The organism is Variovorax sp. Soil_C_19 (assembly GCF_057657255.1).
In genome coordinates, this window is sequence record NZ_JBDGIV010000003.1 from 1 (window position 1) to 16,762 (window position 16,762).

Annotated in this window: 19 protein-coding genes; 5 read left to right on the forward strand and 14 right to left on the reverse strand. The window is 68.6% G+C overall.

Annotated features, from left to right (window positions below):
• Positions 1-77: 77 nt before the first annotated feature.
• The 6 genes from AC3A6R_RS07335 to orn form a co-directional block, all read right to left on the reverse strand.
• Entirely contained in the window at positions 78-956 is an 879-nt protein-coding gene (locus AC3A6R_RS07335; RefSeq protein ID WP_487864147.1) for a quinone oxidoreductase family protein, read from the reverse strand.
• A complete protein-coding gene (locus AC3A6R_RS07340) occupies positions 953-1,753 on the reverse strand; it encodes an alpha/beta fold hydrolase (RefSeq protein WP_487864148.1) in 801 nt (266 codons plus the stop codon). The genes AC3A6R_RS07335 and AC3A6R_RS07340 overlap by 4 nt, the downstream gene beginning before the upstream one ends.
• On the reverse strand, positions 1,750-2,754 hold the full coding sequence (locus tag AC3A6R_RS07345) for a 3-hydroxybutyryl-CoA dehydrogenase (protein WP_487864149.1): 1,005 nt from the start codon (positions 2,752-2,754) through the stop codon (positions 1,750-1,752). The genes AC3A6R_RS07340 and AC3A6R_RS07345 overlap by 4 nt, the downstream gene beginning before the upstream one ends.
• A complete protein-coding gene (locus tag AC3A6R_RS07350) occupies positions 2,744-3,817 on the reverse strand; it encodes an NAD/NADP octopine/nopaline dehydrogenase family protein (protein ID WP_487864150.1) in 1,074 nt (357 codons plus the stop codon). Before AC3A6R_RS07350 ends, AC3A6R_RS07345 begins: the two co-directional genes overlap by 11 nt.
• Before the next feature lie 212 nt (positions 3,818-4,029).
• The gene (locus AC3A6R_RS07355) at positions 4,030-5,913 is read right to left on the reverse strand and encodes a DEAD/DEAH box helicase (RefSeq protein ID WP_487864151.1); all 1,884 of its coding nucleotides are present in this window, start codon (positions 5,911-5,913) and stop codon (positions 4,030-4,032) included.
• A gap of 235 nt (positions 5,914-6,148) precedes the next feature.
• Positions 6,149-6,745 carry an oligoribonuclease gene (orn, locus tag AC3A6R_RS07360; RefSeq protein ID WP_487859679.1) on the reverse strand — a complete coding sequence of 199 codons (597 nt, stop codon included), beginning with the start codon at positions 6,743-6,745 and terminating at the stop codon, positions 6,149-6,151.
• Between the two features lie 71 nt (positions 6,746-6,816).
• Here orn and AC3A6R_RS07365 point away from each other — a divergent pair, with 71 nt between their 5' ends.
• Genes AC3A6R_RS07365 through rsgA form a run of 3 tightly spaced genes read left to right on the forward strand, consistent with a single transcriptional unit; the run spans position 6,817 to position 9,438 of the window.
• Positions 6,817-8,082, forward strand: a complete 1,266-nt coding sequence (locus AC3A6R_RS07365) for a M48 family metallopeptidase (protein WP_487864152.1) — start codon at positions 6,817-6,819, stop codon at positions 8,080-8,082.
• A gap of 36 nt (positions 8,083-8,118) precedes the next feature.
• The gene (locus AC3A6R_RS07370; protein ID WP_487860047.1) at positions 8,119-8,466 is read left to right on the forward strand and encodes a 4a-hydroxytetrahydrobiopterin dehydratase; all 348 of its coding nucleotides are present in this window, start codon (positions 8,119-8,121) and stop codon (positions 8,464-8,466) included.
• A 15-nt stretch (positions 8,467-8,481) separates the two neighbouring features.
• On the forward strand, positions 8,482-9,438 hold the full coding sequence (gene rsgA, locus AC3A6R_RS07375; protein ID WP_487859677.1) for a ribosome small subunit-dependent GTPase A: 957 nt from the start codon (positions 8,482-8,484) through the stop codon (positions 9,436-9,438).
• Positions 9,439-9,443: 5 nt separating this feature from the next.
• Here rsgA and hisC read toward each other — a convergent pair whose 3' ends face one another.
• The 7 genes from hisC to rpsP all read right to left on the reverse strand — a co-directional run bounded on the left by hisC (position 9,444) and on the right by rpsP (position 14,590).
• The gene (gene hisC, locus AC3A6R_RS07380) at positions 9,444-10,532 is read right to left on the reverse strand and encodes a histidinol-phosphate transaminase (RefSeq protein WP_487864153.1); all 1,089 of its coding nucleotides are present in this window, start codon (positions 10,530-10,532) and stop codon (positions 9,444-9,446) included.
• A gap of 25 nt (positions 10,533-10,557) precedes the next feature.
• On the reverse strand, positions 10,558-11,559 hold the full coding sequence (locus AC3A6R_RS07385; RefSeq protein WP_487859675.1) for a CobD/CbiB family protein: 1,002 nt from the start codon (positions 11,557-11,559) through the stop codon (positions 10,558-10,560).
• 49 nt (positions 11,560-11,608) lie between these two features.
• Complete coding sequence (locus tag AC3A6R_RS07390; RefSeq protein ID WP_487859674.1) at positions 11,609-12,328, reverse strand: CoA pyrophosphatase; 720 nt, start codon at positions 12,326-12,328, stop codon at positions 11,609-11,611.
• A 153-nt stretch (positions 12,329-12,481) separates the two neighbouring features.
• Positions 12,482-12,862: a 50S ribosomal protein L19 gene (rplS, locus tag AC3A6R_RS07395; protein WP_487864154.1), complete on the reverse strand. Its 381-nt coding sequence runs from the start codon at positions 12,860-12,862 to the stop codon at positions 12,482-12,484.
• 125 nt (positions 12,863-12,987) lie between these two features.
• Entirely contained in the window at positions 12,988-13,734 is a 747-nt protein-coding gene (gene trmD / locus AC3A6R_RS07400) for a tRNA (guanosine(37)-N1)-methyltransferase TrmD (RefSeq protein WP_487864155.1), read from the reverse strand.
• A 14-nt stretch (positions 13,735-13,748) separates the two neighbouring features.
• Entirely contained in the window at positions 13,749-14,303 is a 555-nt protein-coding gene (gene rimM, locus AC3A6R_RS07405; RefSeq protein WP_487859671.1) for a ribosome maturation factor RimM, read from the reverse strand.
• Positions 14,304-14,326: 23 nt separating this feature from the next.
• The gene (gene rpsP / locus AC3A6R_RS07410; protein WP_307702207.1) at positions 14,327-14,590 is read right to left on the reverse strand and encodes a 30S ribosomal protein S16; all 264 of its coding nucleotides are present in this window, start codon (positions 14,588-14,590) and stop codon (positions 14,327-14,329) included.
• Positions 14,591-14,759: 169 nt separating this feature from the next.
• Here rpsP and AC3A6R_RS07415 point away from each other — a divergent pair, with 169 nt between their 5' ends.
• The gene (locus AC3A6R_RS07415) at positions 14,760-15,284 is read left to right on the forward strand and encodes an N-acetyltransferase family protein (RefSeq protein WP_487859670.1); all 525 of its coding nucleotides are present in this window, start codon (positions 14,760-14,762) and stop codon (positions 15,282-15,284) included.
• Entirely contained in the window at positions 15,281-15,727 is a 447-nt protein-coding gene (locus tag AC3A6R_RS07420) for a TM2 domain-containing protein (RefSeq protein ID WP_487864156.1), read from the forward strand. Before AC3A6R_RS07415 ends, AC3A6R_RS07420 begins: the two co-directional genes overlap by 4 nt.
• A gap of 21 nt (positions 15,728-15,748) precedes the next feature.
• Here AC3A6R_RS07420 and AC3A6R_RS07425 read toward each other — a convergent pair whose 3' ends face one another.
• A complete protein-coding gene (locus AC3A6R_RS07425) occupies positions 15,749-16,759 on the reverse strand; it encodes an anion permease (RefSeq protein ID WP_487859668.1) in 1,011 nt (336 codons plus the stop codon).
• Positions 16,760-16,762: the final 3 nt, after the last annotated feature.

The following is a 16,762-nucleotide window of genomic DNA, read 5'->3' on the forward strand; positions in this document are numbered from 1 at the left end:
AAACAGCCGGTAAACATCCCCACGAACCACGTCGCCAGTACCAGCATCGGCGTCCAAGGCCGAAATTCAACAGCCTGCTAGGGCACCAGCACCGCGCGGCCGCGGTGTCCGCGCTGCGCGATCCAGTCGAGCGCCGCACCCGCATCGGCCAGCGCGAACGGCTTCACATCAAGCTGCAGCCGCCCGTCGGCCAGTCGCGCGAGCAGGTCAGGCGCCGCCGCACGGCCCGCGGCTTCGCGCCGGAACATGTTGAGCGGCAGCAGCGCCACGTCGCGCTGCAGGAAATGAGCGATGTCGAGCTGCAGCAACGGCCCCGCGGTGTAGCCGACCAGCACCGCGCGGCCACCGGGACGCACCGCCGGCAATACCTTCGCGAGCACGTCGCCGCCGACGGTGTCGACGAGCAGGTCGGCTGTGCCCTCGCCCGGCGGCGGCCCATCGGGATCGACCGGCGACGCGGTGCAGCCGGCATCGCGCGCCAATTGCATTGCGAGCGATCCGACCGCACCGCTCGCGCCGGTCACGAGCACGCGCTCGCCCGGCTGCAGCTTCGCGACCTCGTGCAGCGCGACCCAGGCCGAGGTGCACGGCGAGAAGAAAGCCGCGCCCAGCGCCATCGGCACGGCATCGGGCAGCAGGCCCAGGGTTTCGTCGGGCGCGTCGATGAGTTCGCACCAGGTGCCATCGAAGAGCGTGCCGAGCCCGCCGCCGCGCAGCCACACGCGCTGGCCCGCCGCGTAGCGCTGGCTCGCGACCACGATGCCCGCGGCCTCCACGCCCGGTATGTACGGCATCGGCGGATGGCGCAGGAAGCTGCCGCGCCACACGGTGCGGTCGATGTGGCCGACCGTGGCCGCCTGCATGCGCACGAGGGTGCGTCCGGCGCGCGGCAGTGGATCGGCGGCTTCTTCGAGCACCGGCGCGGCATGGAAGCCATGGATGCGCACGGCCTTCATGGCAGCGTCGACAGGAAGTCGGCGACCGTGCGCGCGAAGGCTTCGGGCATCTGGTCGGGCAGCGGCACCATGCCGCCTTCGATGTCGACGATGCGCGCCTGCGGCAGGTGCTGCTGCAGCTCCGCCGCATGCGGCGCGGCGAACGGATCGGCCGTGGCGCGCACGATGAGCGCAGGCTGCGTCACGCGGGCGATGCGCGTCTCCATGCGGTACGACGCCACGGCGCGGTGCCCTTCCTCGAGCCGATGGCCGACCTTCATGGCATCGCGCACGAAGGCTTCGAGCAGGTCGGGGCGGCCCGGCGGATAGAAGCCCTGGCGCTTCTGCCAGAGCGCCGCGAGATGCATGCCGTCTTCGCTGGGCGCGACTTCGTCGATGGGCGGACGTTCGGCCCGCGCGCGGCGAAAGGCTTCGTCGGTGAAAGGCGTCGACGACAACACGAGGCTGCGCACGCGCTCGGGAAACGCAGCCGCCATTTCCAGCGCCACGACCCCACCCGTGTGGTGGCCGACCACGTCGGCGCGCAGGATGCCCAGCGCGTCGAGCAACTCGCAGGCCACGCGCGCCCATTGCGCGATGCTCGCAGGCGCGCCGCCGTCGTCGGAGTCGCCGAAACCCGCGGTGTCCATCGCAATGGCGCGGTAGCGCGCACCCAGCAGCGGCAGCACCGCGCGGTATTCGGCCCAGCTGCGCGGCGACTGGTGCAGCAGCAGCACGGGTGGCGCGTAAATGTCGCCACACGCCGCGTAGTGCACCTGTCCCACCGACAGATCGGCGAAGGCGCGGCGGATCGTCATGGCAGGGTGTCGGCGGCGGGCGCGCGCCAGAGGCCCGCGTGCTTCAGTTCGCCGAGCGTGCGCGAGAGCACGTCGCGCCGGTAGGCGGCCACGTCGCGGCCTTCATAGTCGTAGAAGCCGCTGCCGCTCTTGAGGCCGAGCCGCCCCTCTTCGACCATGCGCCCGACGATGGCCGGCGCGGTGTAGCGCCCCGCATCGAGCGAGGCCGACATCTCGCGGCTCGCGTGGTGCAGGATGTCGCAGCCGCCGAAGTCGATGAACTCCACCACGCCGAGCGCCGCGAAGCGCAGGCCGAGGCCGTAGCGCGTGGCCTTGTCGATCTCCTCGGCGGTGGCGGCGCCCTCCTCGATCATGCGTGCGGCCTCGTTCATGACCAGCGCCTGCAGGCGCGGCACGATGTAGCCCGGCGATGCGCCGCAGACCACCGGCAGCTTGCCGATGGCCTCCATCAGCGCCTTGGTGCGCGCGAGCACGGCGGCGTCGGTGCCCGGGTGGCAACTGAGCTCGACCACCGGGATCACATAGGCCGGATTGAGCCAGTGCATGTTGAGGAAGCGCTCGGGCCGCCGCACGAGCGCCGCGAGCTGCGTGACGAGGATGCTGCTCGTGGTCGACGTGAGGATCGCATCGTCGCGGCAATGCCGGTTGAGCTGCTCGAAGGCCTCGCGCTTGGCCTCGAGCGTCTCGGGCACGCCCTCGAATACCAGCTCGGCGGCCGCCAGGGCCTGCGGCGCGTCGGCCGCATTCACGAGGTGCACGCGCGCCGCGATGGCCTCGGCCTGCGCGGCGTCGATCACGCCGAGCTGCGCCAGCCCTGAGAGGCTGGCCTCGATCTCGGCCCGGGCCTCGGCCTGCAGCCGCTGCCAGGCTTCGTCGCTGCGCGGGCGCAGGTCGATCAATGCGATGCGGTGACCCGCATAGGCGAACGCGATCGCGATGCCGCGCCCCATGCGGCCCGCGCCGACGGCCGCAAAGCGGGGCAGCGCGGCTTCATTCGCCATCGTGCAGCCTTTGCTGGAGGTCGGCCGCGCTCAGGTCGGCCAGCCCCAGGCTTTCGAAGGTGCGCGCGCCGCGGCGCAGGTCGCGGCCGAGAAAGCCGCCCACGATGGCCAGCAGGCCGTGCGCGATCGGCGCATCCACGCCCGCATGGCGCGCGGCCGAGGCCAGGAAGGCCAGGCCGAGCTCGGTGTCCTCGGTGATGTAGCGGTGGGTGTGCAGGTCGATGTGCTCGCGCCAGTCGCCCGACTTGACGAGCTTCTTGTGCGCATCGCCGTACATCCACTGGTCGTTGTTGTAGTGGTCCGCCAGCGGATAGTGCGGCGCCGCATGCCCGAAGGCTTCGCGCACCGCCACGCGCTCCAGGTCGAGCCGGTCGGTCACGTCGCGCACCGCGCGCTGCGTGCCTTCGTTGTGGATGTCCCAGCGCTCGAAGTGCTGCAGCGGCGCGGCGTTCATCACCATGAGTGGCGGATGGATCACCGGGCCGGCATTCATCAGCGCGCCCGAGAGCGCATTGCCGCAGCCGTGCACCGCAGGGTAGGCCTGGCGGATCACCTCGATCGCCTCGGCTTCCTTCCGCGCAGGATAGACGCCGGTGGGCAGCCGGATCGCACGGATGGTGACGTTCACTTCGCGCTCGCCGTGCTTGCGCGCCAGGTATGGCAGGGTGCCGGTCTCGGCCCACGCCACGTCGGCACGGCTGCCTGCCGCCTTCACGGTGCGCGCCATCACGTAGCTGCCGAAAGTGCCGGGCGGCAGGAACACCACCTGGCCGTCGGCGAGGTGCGGCGCCATGGCCAGCGCGATGTCGTGCTGCGCGATCGCCGGGGTGGGAACGACGATGAGTTCCGCGCCCTTCAATGCCGCGGCGATGTCGCCGGTGGCCAGGGCCAGCGGCACCTCGCGCGCGCCATCGGCATCCTTCAGCGTGATGGCGCCCGCCTGCACCACCGGCTCGAGCGCTGCCGCATCGCGGCGCCACAGCCGCACTTCATGGCCCGCTTCGGAGAGGTCCGCGGCCGCCGCGTAGGCCCCATGGCCGCCGCCAAGAATCGCAATTTTCATGTTCGGAATTTGAAGGCAGATGTCGATGAACCGGTAGCCGCGGTGCGGACCGGAGAAGTAAATGCCTCAATACATTACTTTTCATCGTTTCATGTGTCAACCAACTTCCGTGACTGCGGCCCCCGCGGAAACCCGCAAAGGAAAAGCCCGGACTTCTCGCGAAGTCCGGGCTTTCTCGGGTGCGGGCGGCTCGTAGGCCGCCCTGGAGGGGATCAGCGCGTGGGCTTGAAGGCGCGCTTCTGGGCGTCGCGCGGCACGAAGACCTTGCCCGGGCCGCCATGGCCTGCGCCATTGCCGCGGGGTGCGAAGCCCTCGCGGGGTGCGAAGCCTTCACGCGGTGCAAAGCCGCCGTCGCCACGGCCGCCGCGCGGTGCGGCGTTGTCGCCGCCCCAGCCCGGCTTGCGACCGTAGCCGCCACCGCCGCCCTCTTCACGGGCACCGCCGCCGCCGAAGCCGGCGTTCTGGCCCTGGAAGCCACGCGGGCCGGCCGGGGCGCCGCGGCGGTCGTTGAAGCCGCTGGCGCCGGCATAGCCGCCGCGCGGGCCGCCTGCGTTGCCGCCGCCGCCACCGAACTTGCGGTCGCCACGCGGGCCGCTGTTGTTGTCGCGGCCACGGCCGCCGAAGTCGCCCTGCGGGCGCGACTGCGGCATGCGCTGCTGCGGCTCGAGGCCGGCAACCACTTCCGCCTTGAACTGCTGGCGGCTGTACTGCTCGATGTCCATGATCTTGCGGCGATCGCGGAATTCGGCAAACGTGATGGCCAGGCCATCGCGGCCGGCACGGCCGGTGCGGCCGATGCGGTGGGTGTAGTCCTCGGCCTTCATCGGCAGGCCGAAGTTGAAGACGTGCGTGATGGTCGGCACGTCGATGCCGCGGGCGGCAACGTCGGTGGCCACCAGGATCTGGACCTGACCTTGACGCAGTGCCATCAGGCGGCGGTTGCGCAGGCCCTGGCTCAGGGCGCCGTGCAACGCGACGGCGCTGAAGCCTTCTTGCTGCAGGTCGTTGGCGAGGCCGTCGCACTCGACTTGCGTGCTGGCGAACACGATCGCCTGGTTGATGCTGGTGTCGCGCAGCCAATGGTCGAGCAGCTTGCGCTTGTGCTGGCTGTTGTCAGCCCAGTACAGCGACTGCTTGATGTTGGCGTGCTTCTCTTGCGGGCTATCGATGGTGATGCGCTGCGGCTCGCGCATGACGCGCTGAGCCAGCTGCTGAATGCGCGGCGCGAAGGTGGCGCTGAACATCATCGTTTGCTGACGCTCGATCGTGAGCTGGTTGACTTCGGCCAGGTCGTCGGAGAAGCCGAGGTCGAGCATGCGGTCGGCTTCGTCGACGACCAGGAACTTGACCTGGTCGAGCTTGAGCTGCTGCGAGCGCTGCAGGTCGAGCAGGCGGCCCGGCGTGGCAACCACGAGGTCGGCGTTCTGCAGCTTGGCGATCTGCAGCTGGTAGGGCATGCCGCCCACCACGTTGGCGACGCGCAGGCCGCGGCAATGGCGCACCAGCTCAATGGCGTCGTGCGCCACCTGCTGCGCGAGCTCGCGCGTCGGGCACAGGATCAGGGCGCCGGGCGTGGCGGCCTTGAAGTGGCGCGCGTTGGTCGGGTCCTTGCGCTTCGCCTTCTTGGGCACGGCTTCGCCGCGCGCGGCGGCTTCGGCAGCCAGGCGCTGGTATTCGGCCTTGGCGGCCTCTTCGGCTTCGGCCTGGCGCTTGAGCAGCGTGTGCAGCACCGGCAGCAGGAAGGCTGCGGTCTTGCCCGAGCCGGTCTGGCTCGAGACCATCAGGTCGACGAAGCGGGCCTTGCCGTCCTGGCCGGCTTCACCGCCCATGGCGAGCGGGATCACCTTGTCCTGCACGGTCGTGGGCTGGGTGAAACCCAGGTCGGCCACGGCGGCGATGAGTTCGGGCGCGAGACCGAGCCGGACGAAACCGTTCGGTGCGACGGGCGCCTCGGCCACGGCCGCTTCGGGCAGCGCGGCGTCGAGTGCCTCGAGGATCGGCGACTCGGACGCGGTGTCCGGAGCGGCGATGAATTCGTTGTTGTTGGTGGATTGCACAGGCGCGAACTCGCCCTGCGCTTCAAAAGCGTCGGTCATGTGATTTGTCAATCTCAAACGCGAGCGCTGCCGTAGGCGGCGCCCCGTTGGTGGTTAAAAACATCAACCATCCAACGACATTCAACTTCCGGATTTCGCCGGAGGCTGCGGCCCTTTTTGATCAGCGGATGCGATCGGGCGCGGTGTGCAAGATAGGGAGATGCAAGAGACGCTGGCCGAAAAAAACCTGTCGACCAGCGAAGCCAACGATTATGGCACGGATCGGGGTTTTTACCTAATCCGTCAAACGCAAGAAGGTTTCACGGTAGTGCGCGAGCTCCTCGATGGATTCGTGCACGTCGGCCAGCGCGGTATGCGCCTGCTGCTTCTTGAACGCGCTGTAGGCCGAGGGCTTCCAGCGCTTGGCCAGCTCCTTGAGGGTGCTGACGTCGAGGTTCCGGTAGTGGAAATAGGCCTCGAGCCTGGGCATGAACTTGACCAGGAAGCGCCGGTCCTGCCCGATGGTGTTGCCGCACATCGGCGAGCCGGCCTTGGGCACATAGCGCGCGATGAACTCGAGCAGCTGCAGTTCGGCCGTGGCTTCGTCGAGGGTGGAGGCCTTCACCTTGTCGATCAGGCCGCTGCGGCCGTGCGTGCCCTTGTTCCAGGCGTCCATGGCGTCGAGCACGGCATCGCTCTGGTGGATCACGAGCACGGGGCCGTCGATGCGGGGGCTCAGGTCGGGGCCGGTCACGACCACGGCGATCTCGAGCAGGCGCTCCTTCTCGGGGTCGAGCCCGCTCATTTCGCAGTCGAGCCAGACCAGGTTCTGGTCGCTTTTCTTCAGCACCGGCAGTGCGCCGCCGGTCGTGGGGTCCAGGGATTCGAGCATGCCCGGATTGTCGCCGATGGCTTCCGCGCTGCGGACCCGGCGGGCGGCAACACGCCCTAAACTCGCCGGTCATGTCCTATTCACTCATCTTCACCGTCGCCTTCGCCGCTGCACTCGTCGCGGGGCTCGTCGTGAAGTTCTGGCTCGCCTCGCGCCAGGTGCGCCACGTGGCGCGCCACCGCAACGCGGTGCCGCCCGCCTTCGAGCACAAGATCACGCTCGAGGCCCACCAGAAGGCCGCCGACTACACCGTGGCCAAGGCGCGCTTCGGCATGGTCGAGATGGCTTGGGGCACGGCGGTGCTGCTCGGCTGGACGCTGCTCGGCGGCCTCGACCTGCTCAACAAGCTGCTCGTGGCGTGGCTCGGTGGCGGGATGGTGCAGCAGCTCGCGCTACTCGCAGCATTCGCGGCGATCGGCGCGCTGCTCGAGCTGCCGTTCACGTTGTGGCAGATCTTCCGGCTCGAGGAGCGCTTCGGCTTCAACAAGATGAGCTGGCGCCTCTGGCTGCGCGACACGGCCGTCTCCACGCTGATCGGCGCAGCCATCGGGCTGCCGATCGCCGCGCTGATCCTGTGGATCATGGGCGCGGCCGGCACCCTGTGGTGGCTCTGGGCCTGGGCGGCATGGATGGGCTTCAACCTGCTGCTGATGATCGTCTATCCGATGTTCATTGCACCGCTCTACAACAAGTTCAAGCCGCTCGACGATCCCACCGTCAAGGAGCGCGTCACCGCGCTCATGAAGCGCTGCGGCTTTCGCGCCAAGGGGCTGTTCGTGATGGACGGCAGCCGGCGCAGCGCGCATGCCAATGCCTACTTCACGGGCTTCGGCGCGAGCAAGCGCGTGGTCTTCTACGACACGCTGCTGCGCCAGCTCAATGCGGCCGAGATGGAGGCGGTGCTCGCGCACGAGCTCGGCCATTTCAAGCACCGCCACATCGTGAAGCGGCTCGCCTCGATGTTCGCGCTGAGCCTGGCGGGCTTCGCGCTGCTGGGCTGGGTGTCGACACAGGCCTGGTTCTACGGCGGGCTCGGCGTACAGCCGAACATGGCGCCCACGGCGCCGAACGACGCGCTCGCGCTGCTGCTCTTCATGCTCGCGGTGCCGGTGTTCGGCTTCTTCGTCGCGCCGCTCGCGGCCCGGCTGTCGCGCAAACACGAGTTCGAGGCCGACGCCTATGCGGTGGCGCAGACCAGCAGCGCCGATCTCTCCGCTGCGCTGCTGAAGCTCTACCAGGACAACGCGTCGACGCTCACGCCCGACCCTGTGTTCGTCAAGTTTTACTACTCCCACCCACCGGCCTCCGAGCGCCTCGCGCGCATGCAGGCCGCCTGAATGACTCCCACCTCTCGCGAAGAAAAAGCCGACACCATGAGCAGCATGTTCAAGCCCAAAGACTGGAAGGGCGTTACCCGCCAGGCACTGAGCGCCACCGAGATCGTCTCGGGTCTCGCCAAGCTCGACGGATGGAAGCTCAATGGCGACGGCGCCAACGTTGCGATCGAGAAGACCTTCAGTTTCGCGAACTACTTCGAGACCATGGCCTTCGTGAATGCGCTGGCCTTCGTCGCCCATACGCAAGACCACCATCCCGACCTGTCGGTGCACTACAACCGCTGCGTGGTGCGCTTCAACACGCACGACGTCGGCGGCATCTCGAGCACCGACTTCGAGTGCGCACGCCAGGCCGACGCGCTGGTGGCCGGGCCCGCGCCGTGACGAGGGCTCGCGCCTTTGGCTAAGCCGCCCCGCACCCCCGCCAAGGGCGCCGCGGGCGCCGCCCGCACCCTGCACGATGGCCTGGTCGTCGCGAGTCACGGACGCCACTGCCTGGTCGAGACGCCTGCGGGCGAACGGCTGATCTGCCATCCACGCGGCAAGAAGAGCCAGGCCGTGGTCGGCGACCGCGTGCGCTGGCAGGCCAGCGAGGACGAGGGCACGATCGAAGAGGTCGTGCCGCGGCGCAACCTCTTCTACCGGCAGGACGAGATCCGCACCAAGTCGTTCGCGGCCAACCTCGACCAGGTGCTGATCCTGATCGCGGCCGAACCGGAGTTTTCGGAGCACCAGTTGGCCCGCGCACTGATCGCGGCCGAGGCCGAGCGCATCGTGCCGATCATCGCGCTCAACAAGCGCGACCTGGCCGTGCCGTTCGAGCGCGCATGGAACCGGCTCGCACCGTACCGGCGCATGCATGAAGGCGTGCTGCCGCTGTCGCTCACGGCCACGGGCGACGCCGACCGCGCCACGCTCATGGCACTGCTCGCGGGCAAGCGCACCCTGGTGCTGGGCCCCTCGGGCGCAGGCAAGAGCACGCTCGTGAACCTGCTCGTGCCGGGTGCCGCCGCGCTGACGAACGAAATCTCGCAGGCGCTCAATTCGGGCAAGCACACCACGACGAGCACCACCTGGTACTGGGTCGACGAGGCGCGCACCACAGGCCTCATCGATTCGCCGGGGTTCCAGGAATTCGGTCTCAACCACATTGCCCCGATGCAGTTGGCGGGACTGATGCCGGACATCGCCGAGCATGCGCAGGAATGCAAGTTCTACAACTGCACGCACCTGCACGAGCCGGGGTGCGGCGTCATCGCGAATGTCGACGCGCCCGGGAAGCCGGCCCCGATCAGCGCCACGCGTTACCGAATCTACGGCGAGCTGTTCGCCGAACTGAGCCAGACGCGCTACTGAACCGCTCAGGGCGCCTGGAGAATCTCCTGCAGACGCTGCACGAGCAGGCTGCACTGGTCGCGCGTGCCGATGCTGATGCGCAGGTGCTGCGCGATGCGCGGCTGCCTGAAATGCCGCACCAGCACCGCGCGCTCGCGCAACAGCGCCGCGAGTTCGGCCGCGTCGCGCCCCGGGTGGCGGGCGAAAACGAAATTGGCCTGCGAAGGCAGCACCTCGAAGCCCAGGTCTTCGAGCTGCAGGCACAGCCCTTCGCGCGCGTCCATGACCTGGCGGCGCGTGCGCTCGAACCAGGCCTCGTCGTCGAGCGCCGCCACCGCGCCCGCCGAGGCGAGGCGGTCGATCGGATAGGAATTGAAACTGTCCTTCACGCGCACCAGCGCATCGACCAGGTGCGACTGGCCGCAGGCGTAGCCGACCCGCAGGCCCGCGAGCGAGCGCGACTTCGACAGGGTGTGGACCACGAGCAGGTTCGGATGGCAGGCGATGAGCGGCATGGCGCTCTCGCCGCCGAAATCGACGTAGGCCTCGTCGACCAGCACCACGCGCTCGGGGCAGGCGGCGGCGAGCCGCTCGATGCGCTCGAGCGGAAGGCCGATCCCCGTGGGCGCATTCGGGTTCGCAATCACCAGGCCGGCGCAGCCGCTGGCCGCGCGCGACGCCATCGCCTCGGCGTCGATGCGCAACTGCGCGTCGACCGGCAGCAGCTCGCAGGCGATGCCGTAGAGCTGCGCATAGACGCGGTAGAAGCTGTAGCTCACGTCGGGCATGAGCAGCGGCTCGGCCTGCTGGAAGAAGGCGAAGAAGGCGTGCGCCAGCACCTCGTCCGAACCATTGCCCGCGAAGACCTGCGCCACGTCCAGGCCATGCCGCCGGGCCACGGCTTCGCGCAGCGCGAGCGAGCTTGGATCGGGGTAGCGCTCCAGTCCCTCGGCAGCCGCCTCGCGGATCGCGTGGACCGCGCGCGGCGACGGCGGATACGGGTTCTCGTTGGTATTGAGCTTGACGAGGTCGGCGATGCGCGGCTGCTCGCCGGGCACATAGGGCTGGAGCGCGCCGATGCGCGGGCTCCAGAAGGTCGGCACGGAGGTCGCCATGGCGTCGTGGTGGCGAGCAGCCCGCTCAACCGAGCAGGCGGGCCAGCGTGAGAAGGGCCAGCAGCACCATCCACATGACCACCGAGCGCCAGACCAGGCCGACCACGCTGCGCAGGTGACCCGGCTCGGGCTCGCGCCCGGGCGTGCTGCCGCTGTCGGTCCGGCGGTCGTCGGCCAAGGAATCGCCGGCCTGGGCGCGCGAGAGCGCATCAGCGAGCGGAATCGGCCGCAGCGCTCCCCCGCCGAGCCGCACGTTGACCGCACCAGACGTGGCCGCGAGGATCACGCCGTCGTTCTCGCTCGCGAAGCGTCGCGCGTCGTTGCGCCAGCAGTCGATGGCCTCCTCGAAGCTGCCGACGACGGCAAAGCCCAGCGCGGTGATGCGCGCCGGGAGCCAGTCGATCGCATGCCAGGCGCCCTCGGCGGCACGCTGCACCGAGACGCTCGAGGGCTGCACCGCCGCGCCGTCCTTGTGGGCCCAGTAGCGCGCGACGAATTCGCTCATGCGGTAGAACACCGCGCCGGCCGGACCGAGGCCCAGCGCCGCGAGCACAGAGAACCAGGCCAGCACGCCGAACACGTGGCGATGCGCGGCGATCACCGAATGCTCGATCACGCGACGGACGATCTCGCTGCGCCGCAACTCGGCCGCGTCCACGCCCTGCCAATGGGCGAGCAGCGAGCGCGCGAGCGGCTCGTCGCCTTCGTCGAGCGCATCGCGGATGCCGGTGAAGTGATGGCTGAACTGCCTGAAGCCCAGCGTGACGTAGAGCACGGCGACGCTCCAGAGCACCGCGAACGGCAGTCCGAGCGTGAGCACCAGCAGCCAGTGGATGCCCAGCGTTGCAAACGTGGGCATGAGCACCGCGAGCCCCCATGCGACCCATCCGTGGTGCGGTTTGCCGGCATCGAAGTTGCGGCTGGTCCAGCGGGTCCAGGAAAGCACGCCGCCGTACACCGGGTTGTGTGGCGCGAGCGGACGCACCTGCTCGATCAGCAACGCACACAGGATGGCAAAGAAGCTCATCCTTCGATGATAGCGAGGGCGCCCCGGCGCTTCACGCCGGCGCTCACCATCAGGCGATCAGGAAGCGGTAGAGGTTGCGCAGCATGCCCGCCGTGGCGCCCCAGACGAAGCGCTCCTCGGCGCCATCCTGGTAGGGCATCGAATACCACTCGCGGCGCGTGCCGTCGGGTGCCGGCACCGTGTGCCGGCGATGGTTGGCGGGGTCCATGAGCCAGGCCAGCGGCACCTCGAAGGCGGCGGCTACTTCGTAGGGATTGAGTGTGAGTTCGAAGGGCGGCTTCACCAGCGCGACCACGGGCGTCACGACGAACGAGGTGATCGTCGTGTAGGTCGGCAGGCTGCCGAGCACCTCGATGAACTGCGCCGAGAGGCCCACCTCTTCCCAGGCCTCGCGCAGGGCCGCCGCCGCGACGTTCGCGTCTTCGGGGTCGACGCGCCCGCCCGGGAACGCTACCTGGCCCGAATGGTTCGACAGGTGCGCGGTGCGTTCGGTCAGCAGCACCGTGGGGCCTTCCGGACGCTGGACGATTGGCACCAGCACCGCCGCCTGGGCCGGCGTGCGGTCGCTCAGGCGTGGCTCGCGGCGCAGCTCGGGCATCCACTCGGGGGGCGTGGCGAATCGCCGGCGCAGCGCCTCGGCCGTCAACTCGGCCACATCGACCGCGGGCAGGCCATCCGGACCGCCGACCACCGGCGCCTTGCGCGGGTCGACCACGAGCAGCGTGGGCGGCACAACGGCATTGACGGGTTCGGCGGGCTCGAGCTGCATGGAGGGGTCGGCGGGGGTGGTCAAGTGGTAGCTGGCTGTCTGGTGAAGGAGTAGAACCCGAAACTGCGGTGCTGTCTTTTCGCGGAAAGGCCTGCACAGCGCACAACGCAAAAAGCCGCCAGAGGGCGGCTTTTTGCACGGCAGAAGAACGGCTTACTTGGCAGCCACTGCTGCGCGCTTGCCCGGCAGCTTTTCCTTGATGCGTGCCGAGCGGCCGCTGCGCTCGCGCAGGTAGTACAGCTTGGCGCGGCGAACGTCGCCACGGCGCTTGACTTCGATGCCGGCGATCAACGGGCTGTAGGTCTGGAACGTACGCTCCACGCCTTCGCCGCTCGAGATCTTGCGCACCGTGAAGCCGCTGTTGAGGCCGCGATTGCGCTTGGCGATCACGACGCCTTCGTAGGCCTGCACGCGCTTGCGGCTGCCTTCGACGACGTTCACGCTGACGATGACCGTGTCACCGGGCATGAAGTCGGGGATCTTCTTGCCGAGACGGGTAATTTCTTCCTGCTCGAGGGTCTGGATGAGGTTCATGATTTCCTGATAGTCGATCGTGCTCGCGCTACACAAAAGGCGCTCTTGGGGTTTTGTCAGCTGCTTCAAAAGAAGCCAAAGACGAAATCCAGGCGCGGCCGGGCAGAGGATCGGGGAACCCGGGATTATAGCTTTTTTTTGAGCGCTGTCTCGTCAGCCTTGCTCAGCCGGCCCGCGGCACGCGCCGCGTCGATCAGGTCGGGACGCCGGGCCGCGGTGATCGCGAGCCGCTGGTCGCGGCGCCAGCGTTCGATCTGGACATGATGGCCCGACAACAGCTGCGCCGGCACGCCCTGCCCGTTCCACTGCTCGGGCCGCGTGTAGTGAGGGCAGTCGAGCAGGCCGTCGAGCGAGGGATTGAAGCTGTCCTGCACATGACTGGCCTCGTCGCCCAGCACGCCGGGCTGCAGCCGTGCCACCGCATCGAGCAGCGCCATGGCCGCGATCTCGCCGCCCGACAGCACGAAGTCGCCGAGGCTCACCTGGTGGGTCACGCGCGTGTCGATGAAGCGCTGGTCGATTCCCTCGTAGCGCCCGCAGACCAGCACGGCGCCGTCGCTCGCGGACCAGCGTTCGACCGCCTCGTGCCGCAGCACGTCGCCAATCGGCGAAAACAGCACGACCGGTGCCGGCGTGCCGCGCGCGGCCAGCGCCGCATCGAGGCAGGCCGAGAGCGGCTCGGCCATCATGACCATGCCCGGCCCGCCGCCGAACGGACGATCGTCCACCCGCCGGTAGTTGCCTTGCGCGAAATCGCGCGGGTTCCAGAGCACGACTTCGACCTGTTTTGACTCGTAGGCACGGCGCGTCACGCCCGCGGCCATGAAAGGCGCGAACAGCTCGGGAAAGAGCGTGAGAACGTCGAAGCGCATGCGCGCGAGCCCGATCAGTAGTCGGGTTGCCAGTCGACCGTGATGAGCCGGCCCGGCAGGTCGACCTTGTCGACGAAGGCCGAGACGAAAGGCACCATGCGCTCGATCGCCTTGCCGTCTTCTTCCGCGGACAGGACCAGCGTGGTCTGCGGCCCGGTCGCGAGCAGCTCGCGCACGTTGCCGAGCACCACGCCCTCGCGGTTGACGACCGAGAGGCCGATCAGGTCGACCCAGTAGTACTCGTCATCGCCGGCGGTGGGAAAGCTCGAACGCGGCACGAACACCCGCGCACCGCGAAGCGCTTCGGCCGCATTGCGGTCGGGCACGTCCTCGGACGAGGCGACGATGCAGTCGGAATGTTCCTTGGCTTCGCGGATCGCGAGCCGAAATGCAGCGCTGGTGGTGGCGCCGGGCGCCTGCAGGAACCAGCGTTTGGAAGAAAAAAGCGCCTCGGGTTGGGCGCTGTGGGGCAGGACCTTGAACCACCCCTTGATGCCCCAGGCATCGGCGATGCGTCCTACCTCGATCGCGTCCGCCGGCAATTCGGCGGTTTCGAGTGCGGGCAGCATGGCCGTGCGAAAGGCCTGCAGGCTCAGGCCGCGGCCTGGGGTGCTGCGGCTGCCGCTTGCTTGATCAGGCGCAGGACCGTGGGCGAAGCCTGTGCGCCGACGCTCTTCCAGTACGCCAGGCGGTCCTGGGCGATGCGGATGCTTTCTTCGTTTTCCTTCGCGGTCGGGTTGTAGAAACCCAGACGCTCGATGAAACGGCCATCGCGGCGAACGCGCTTGTCCGACACGACGATGTTGAAGAACGGACGGCCTTTCGAGCCGCCGCGGGAGAGTCGAATGACGACCATGATTTATCCTTGGGTGGTGCAGCGAGCCTGAATGCCCGCCCACAGAGTTCTTTCAGCGTCGAGACACGCGACATGGCCACCCGGCCAGCGACACGCTGAAAAGCCTGCGATTATAGCCCGAACCGCTTTTACAGAATTCGGCCCCCTGCGTCTCCCGCTCTCCACCTGCATGACCCTCACCATTCGACCCAGCCGCGACGAGGACGTCGCGGCCATCACCGCGATCTACGCGCACCACGTGCTGAACGGCACCGGCACCTTCGAGACCGAGCCGCCCCCGGCTGCCGACATGGCGGCGCGGCGCGCCGACGTGCTCGGCAAGAACCTGCCCTACCTCGTCGCCGAAGAGGCCGGCGAAGTGCTGGGCTTTGCCTACTGCAACTGGTTCAAGCCGCGCCCCGCCTACCGCTTCTCGGCCGAAGACTCGATCTACCTGGCCGAAGCCGCGCGCGGTCGCGGGCTCGGCAGCCGCTTGCTGGCGGCGTTGTCGGAGGCCGCCGAAGCCGCGGGCATCCGCAAGCTCATCGCGGTGATCGGCGATTCTGCCAATGCCGGCTCTGTCGGCGTGCATCGCGCCCAGGGCTTCACGCACGTCGGCGTGCTCAAGGACTGCGGCTGGAAATTCGGCGAATGGCGCGACGTGGTGCTGATGGAGAAGGTGCTCGGCGAAGGCAGCACCACCCGACCCGAATGAAAAACAAGACGACTGCCGCCTGGCTCTCCTTCCTGGGCGGCCCCTTCGGGCTGCACCGCTTCTACCTGCGCGGATTCGGCGACTGGCTCGGATGGCTGCTGCCCATTCCGACCGCGCTCGGCCTCTATGGCATGGAGCGCGTGCGCATGTACGGCGTGGACGACGGCTGGAGCTGGGTGCTGATTCCGATGCTGGGCTTCACCATCGCGGGCTGTGCGCTCATGGCCATCGTCTATGGCCTCATGGCGCCCGAGAAGTGGAATGCCCGCTTCAACGCCGGCGCGCCGGCCGACGCCGAACCGGGCCGCACGAACTGGGCCACGATCGGCGCCGTGGTGCTGGCGCTGTTCTTCGGCACCACGGTGCTCATGTCGAGCATCGTGTTCAGCTTCCAGCGCTACTTCGAGCACCAGATCGAAGAGGGCCGGAAGATTTCGCAGTAGCCCCGCCCGCCGGCCGGGGCCTCAGAAGATCTGCCAGCTGACCCAGTAGGCGATCGCGGCCACGAAGGCCGAGGCCGGGATCGTGAAGATCCAGGCCCAGACGATGTTCCCCGCCACGCCCCAGCGCACCGCGCTCGCGCGCTGGGTGGCGCCCACGCCGACGATCGCGCCGGTGATGGTGTGGGTGGTCGACACCGGAATGCCGAGCGCGGTCGCCAGGAACAGCGTGATCGCGCCGCCTGTCTCGGCGCAGAAGCCGCCCACGGGCTTGAGCTTGGTGATCTTCTGGCCCATGGTCTTCACGATGCGCCAGCCGCCGAACATGGTGCCCAGCGCAATGGCGGCGTAGCAGCTCACGACCACCCAGCCGGGCGGCGCGCTCTCGGTCGCCGAGTGGTAGCCGGTCGCGATCAGCAGCATCCAGATGATGCCGATGGTCTTCTGCGCATCGTTGCCGCCGTGGCCCAGGCTGTAGGCTCCGGCCGAGACCAGCTGCAATCGCCGGAACCAGCGGTCCACGCGCGACGGCGTGGCGCGCCGGAAGCCCCAGGCCACCACCACCATCATCAGGGTGCCGAGCAGGAAGCCGAGCACCGGCGACACGAAGATGAAGGCCAGGGTCTTCCAGATGCCCGAGGCCACGAGGCCGCCGGTCCCGGTCTTGGCGATCACCGCGCCGACAATGCCGCCGATCAGCGCGTGCGACGAGCTGCTCGGAATGCCGTAATACCAGGTGACGAGGTTCCAGCTGATGGCGCCGATGAGTGCGCCGAAGACGACATGCACGTCCACCACGCCCGGCTGGGCGATCCCCTTGCCCACCGTCGCGGCCACGCTCAGGTGGAACACGAAGATGGCAATCAGGTTGAAGAACGCCGCGAACACCACCGCCTGCCCCGGCTTGAGCACGCCGGTGGACACCACCGTCGCGATCGAGTTGGCGGCGTCGTGGAAGCCGTTCATGAAGTCGAACAGGATCGCAAGCGCGACCAGCACTATCACCACCCAGAGGGCGACCTGCATCGTTTCCATCGG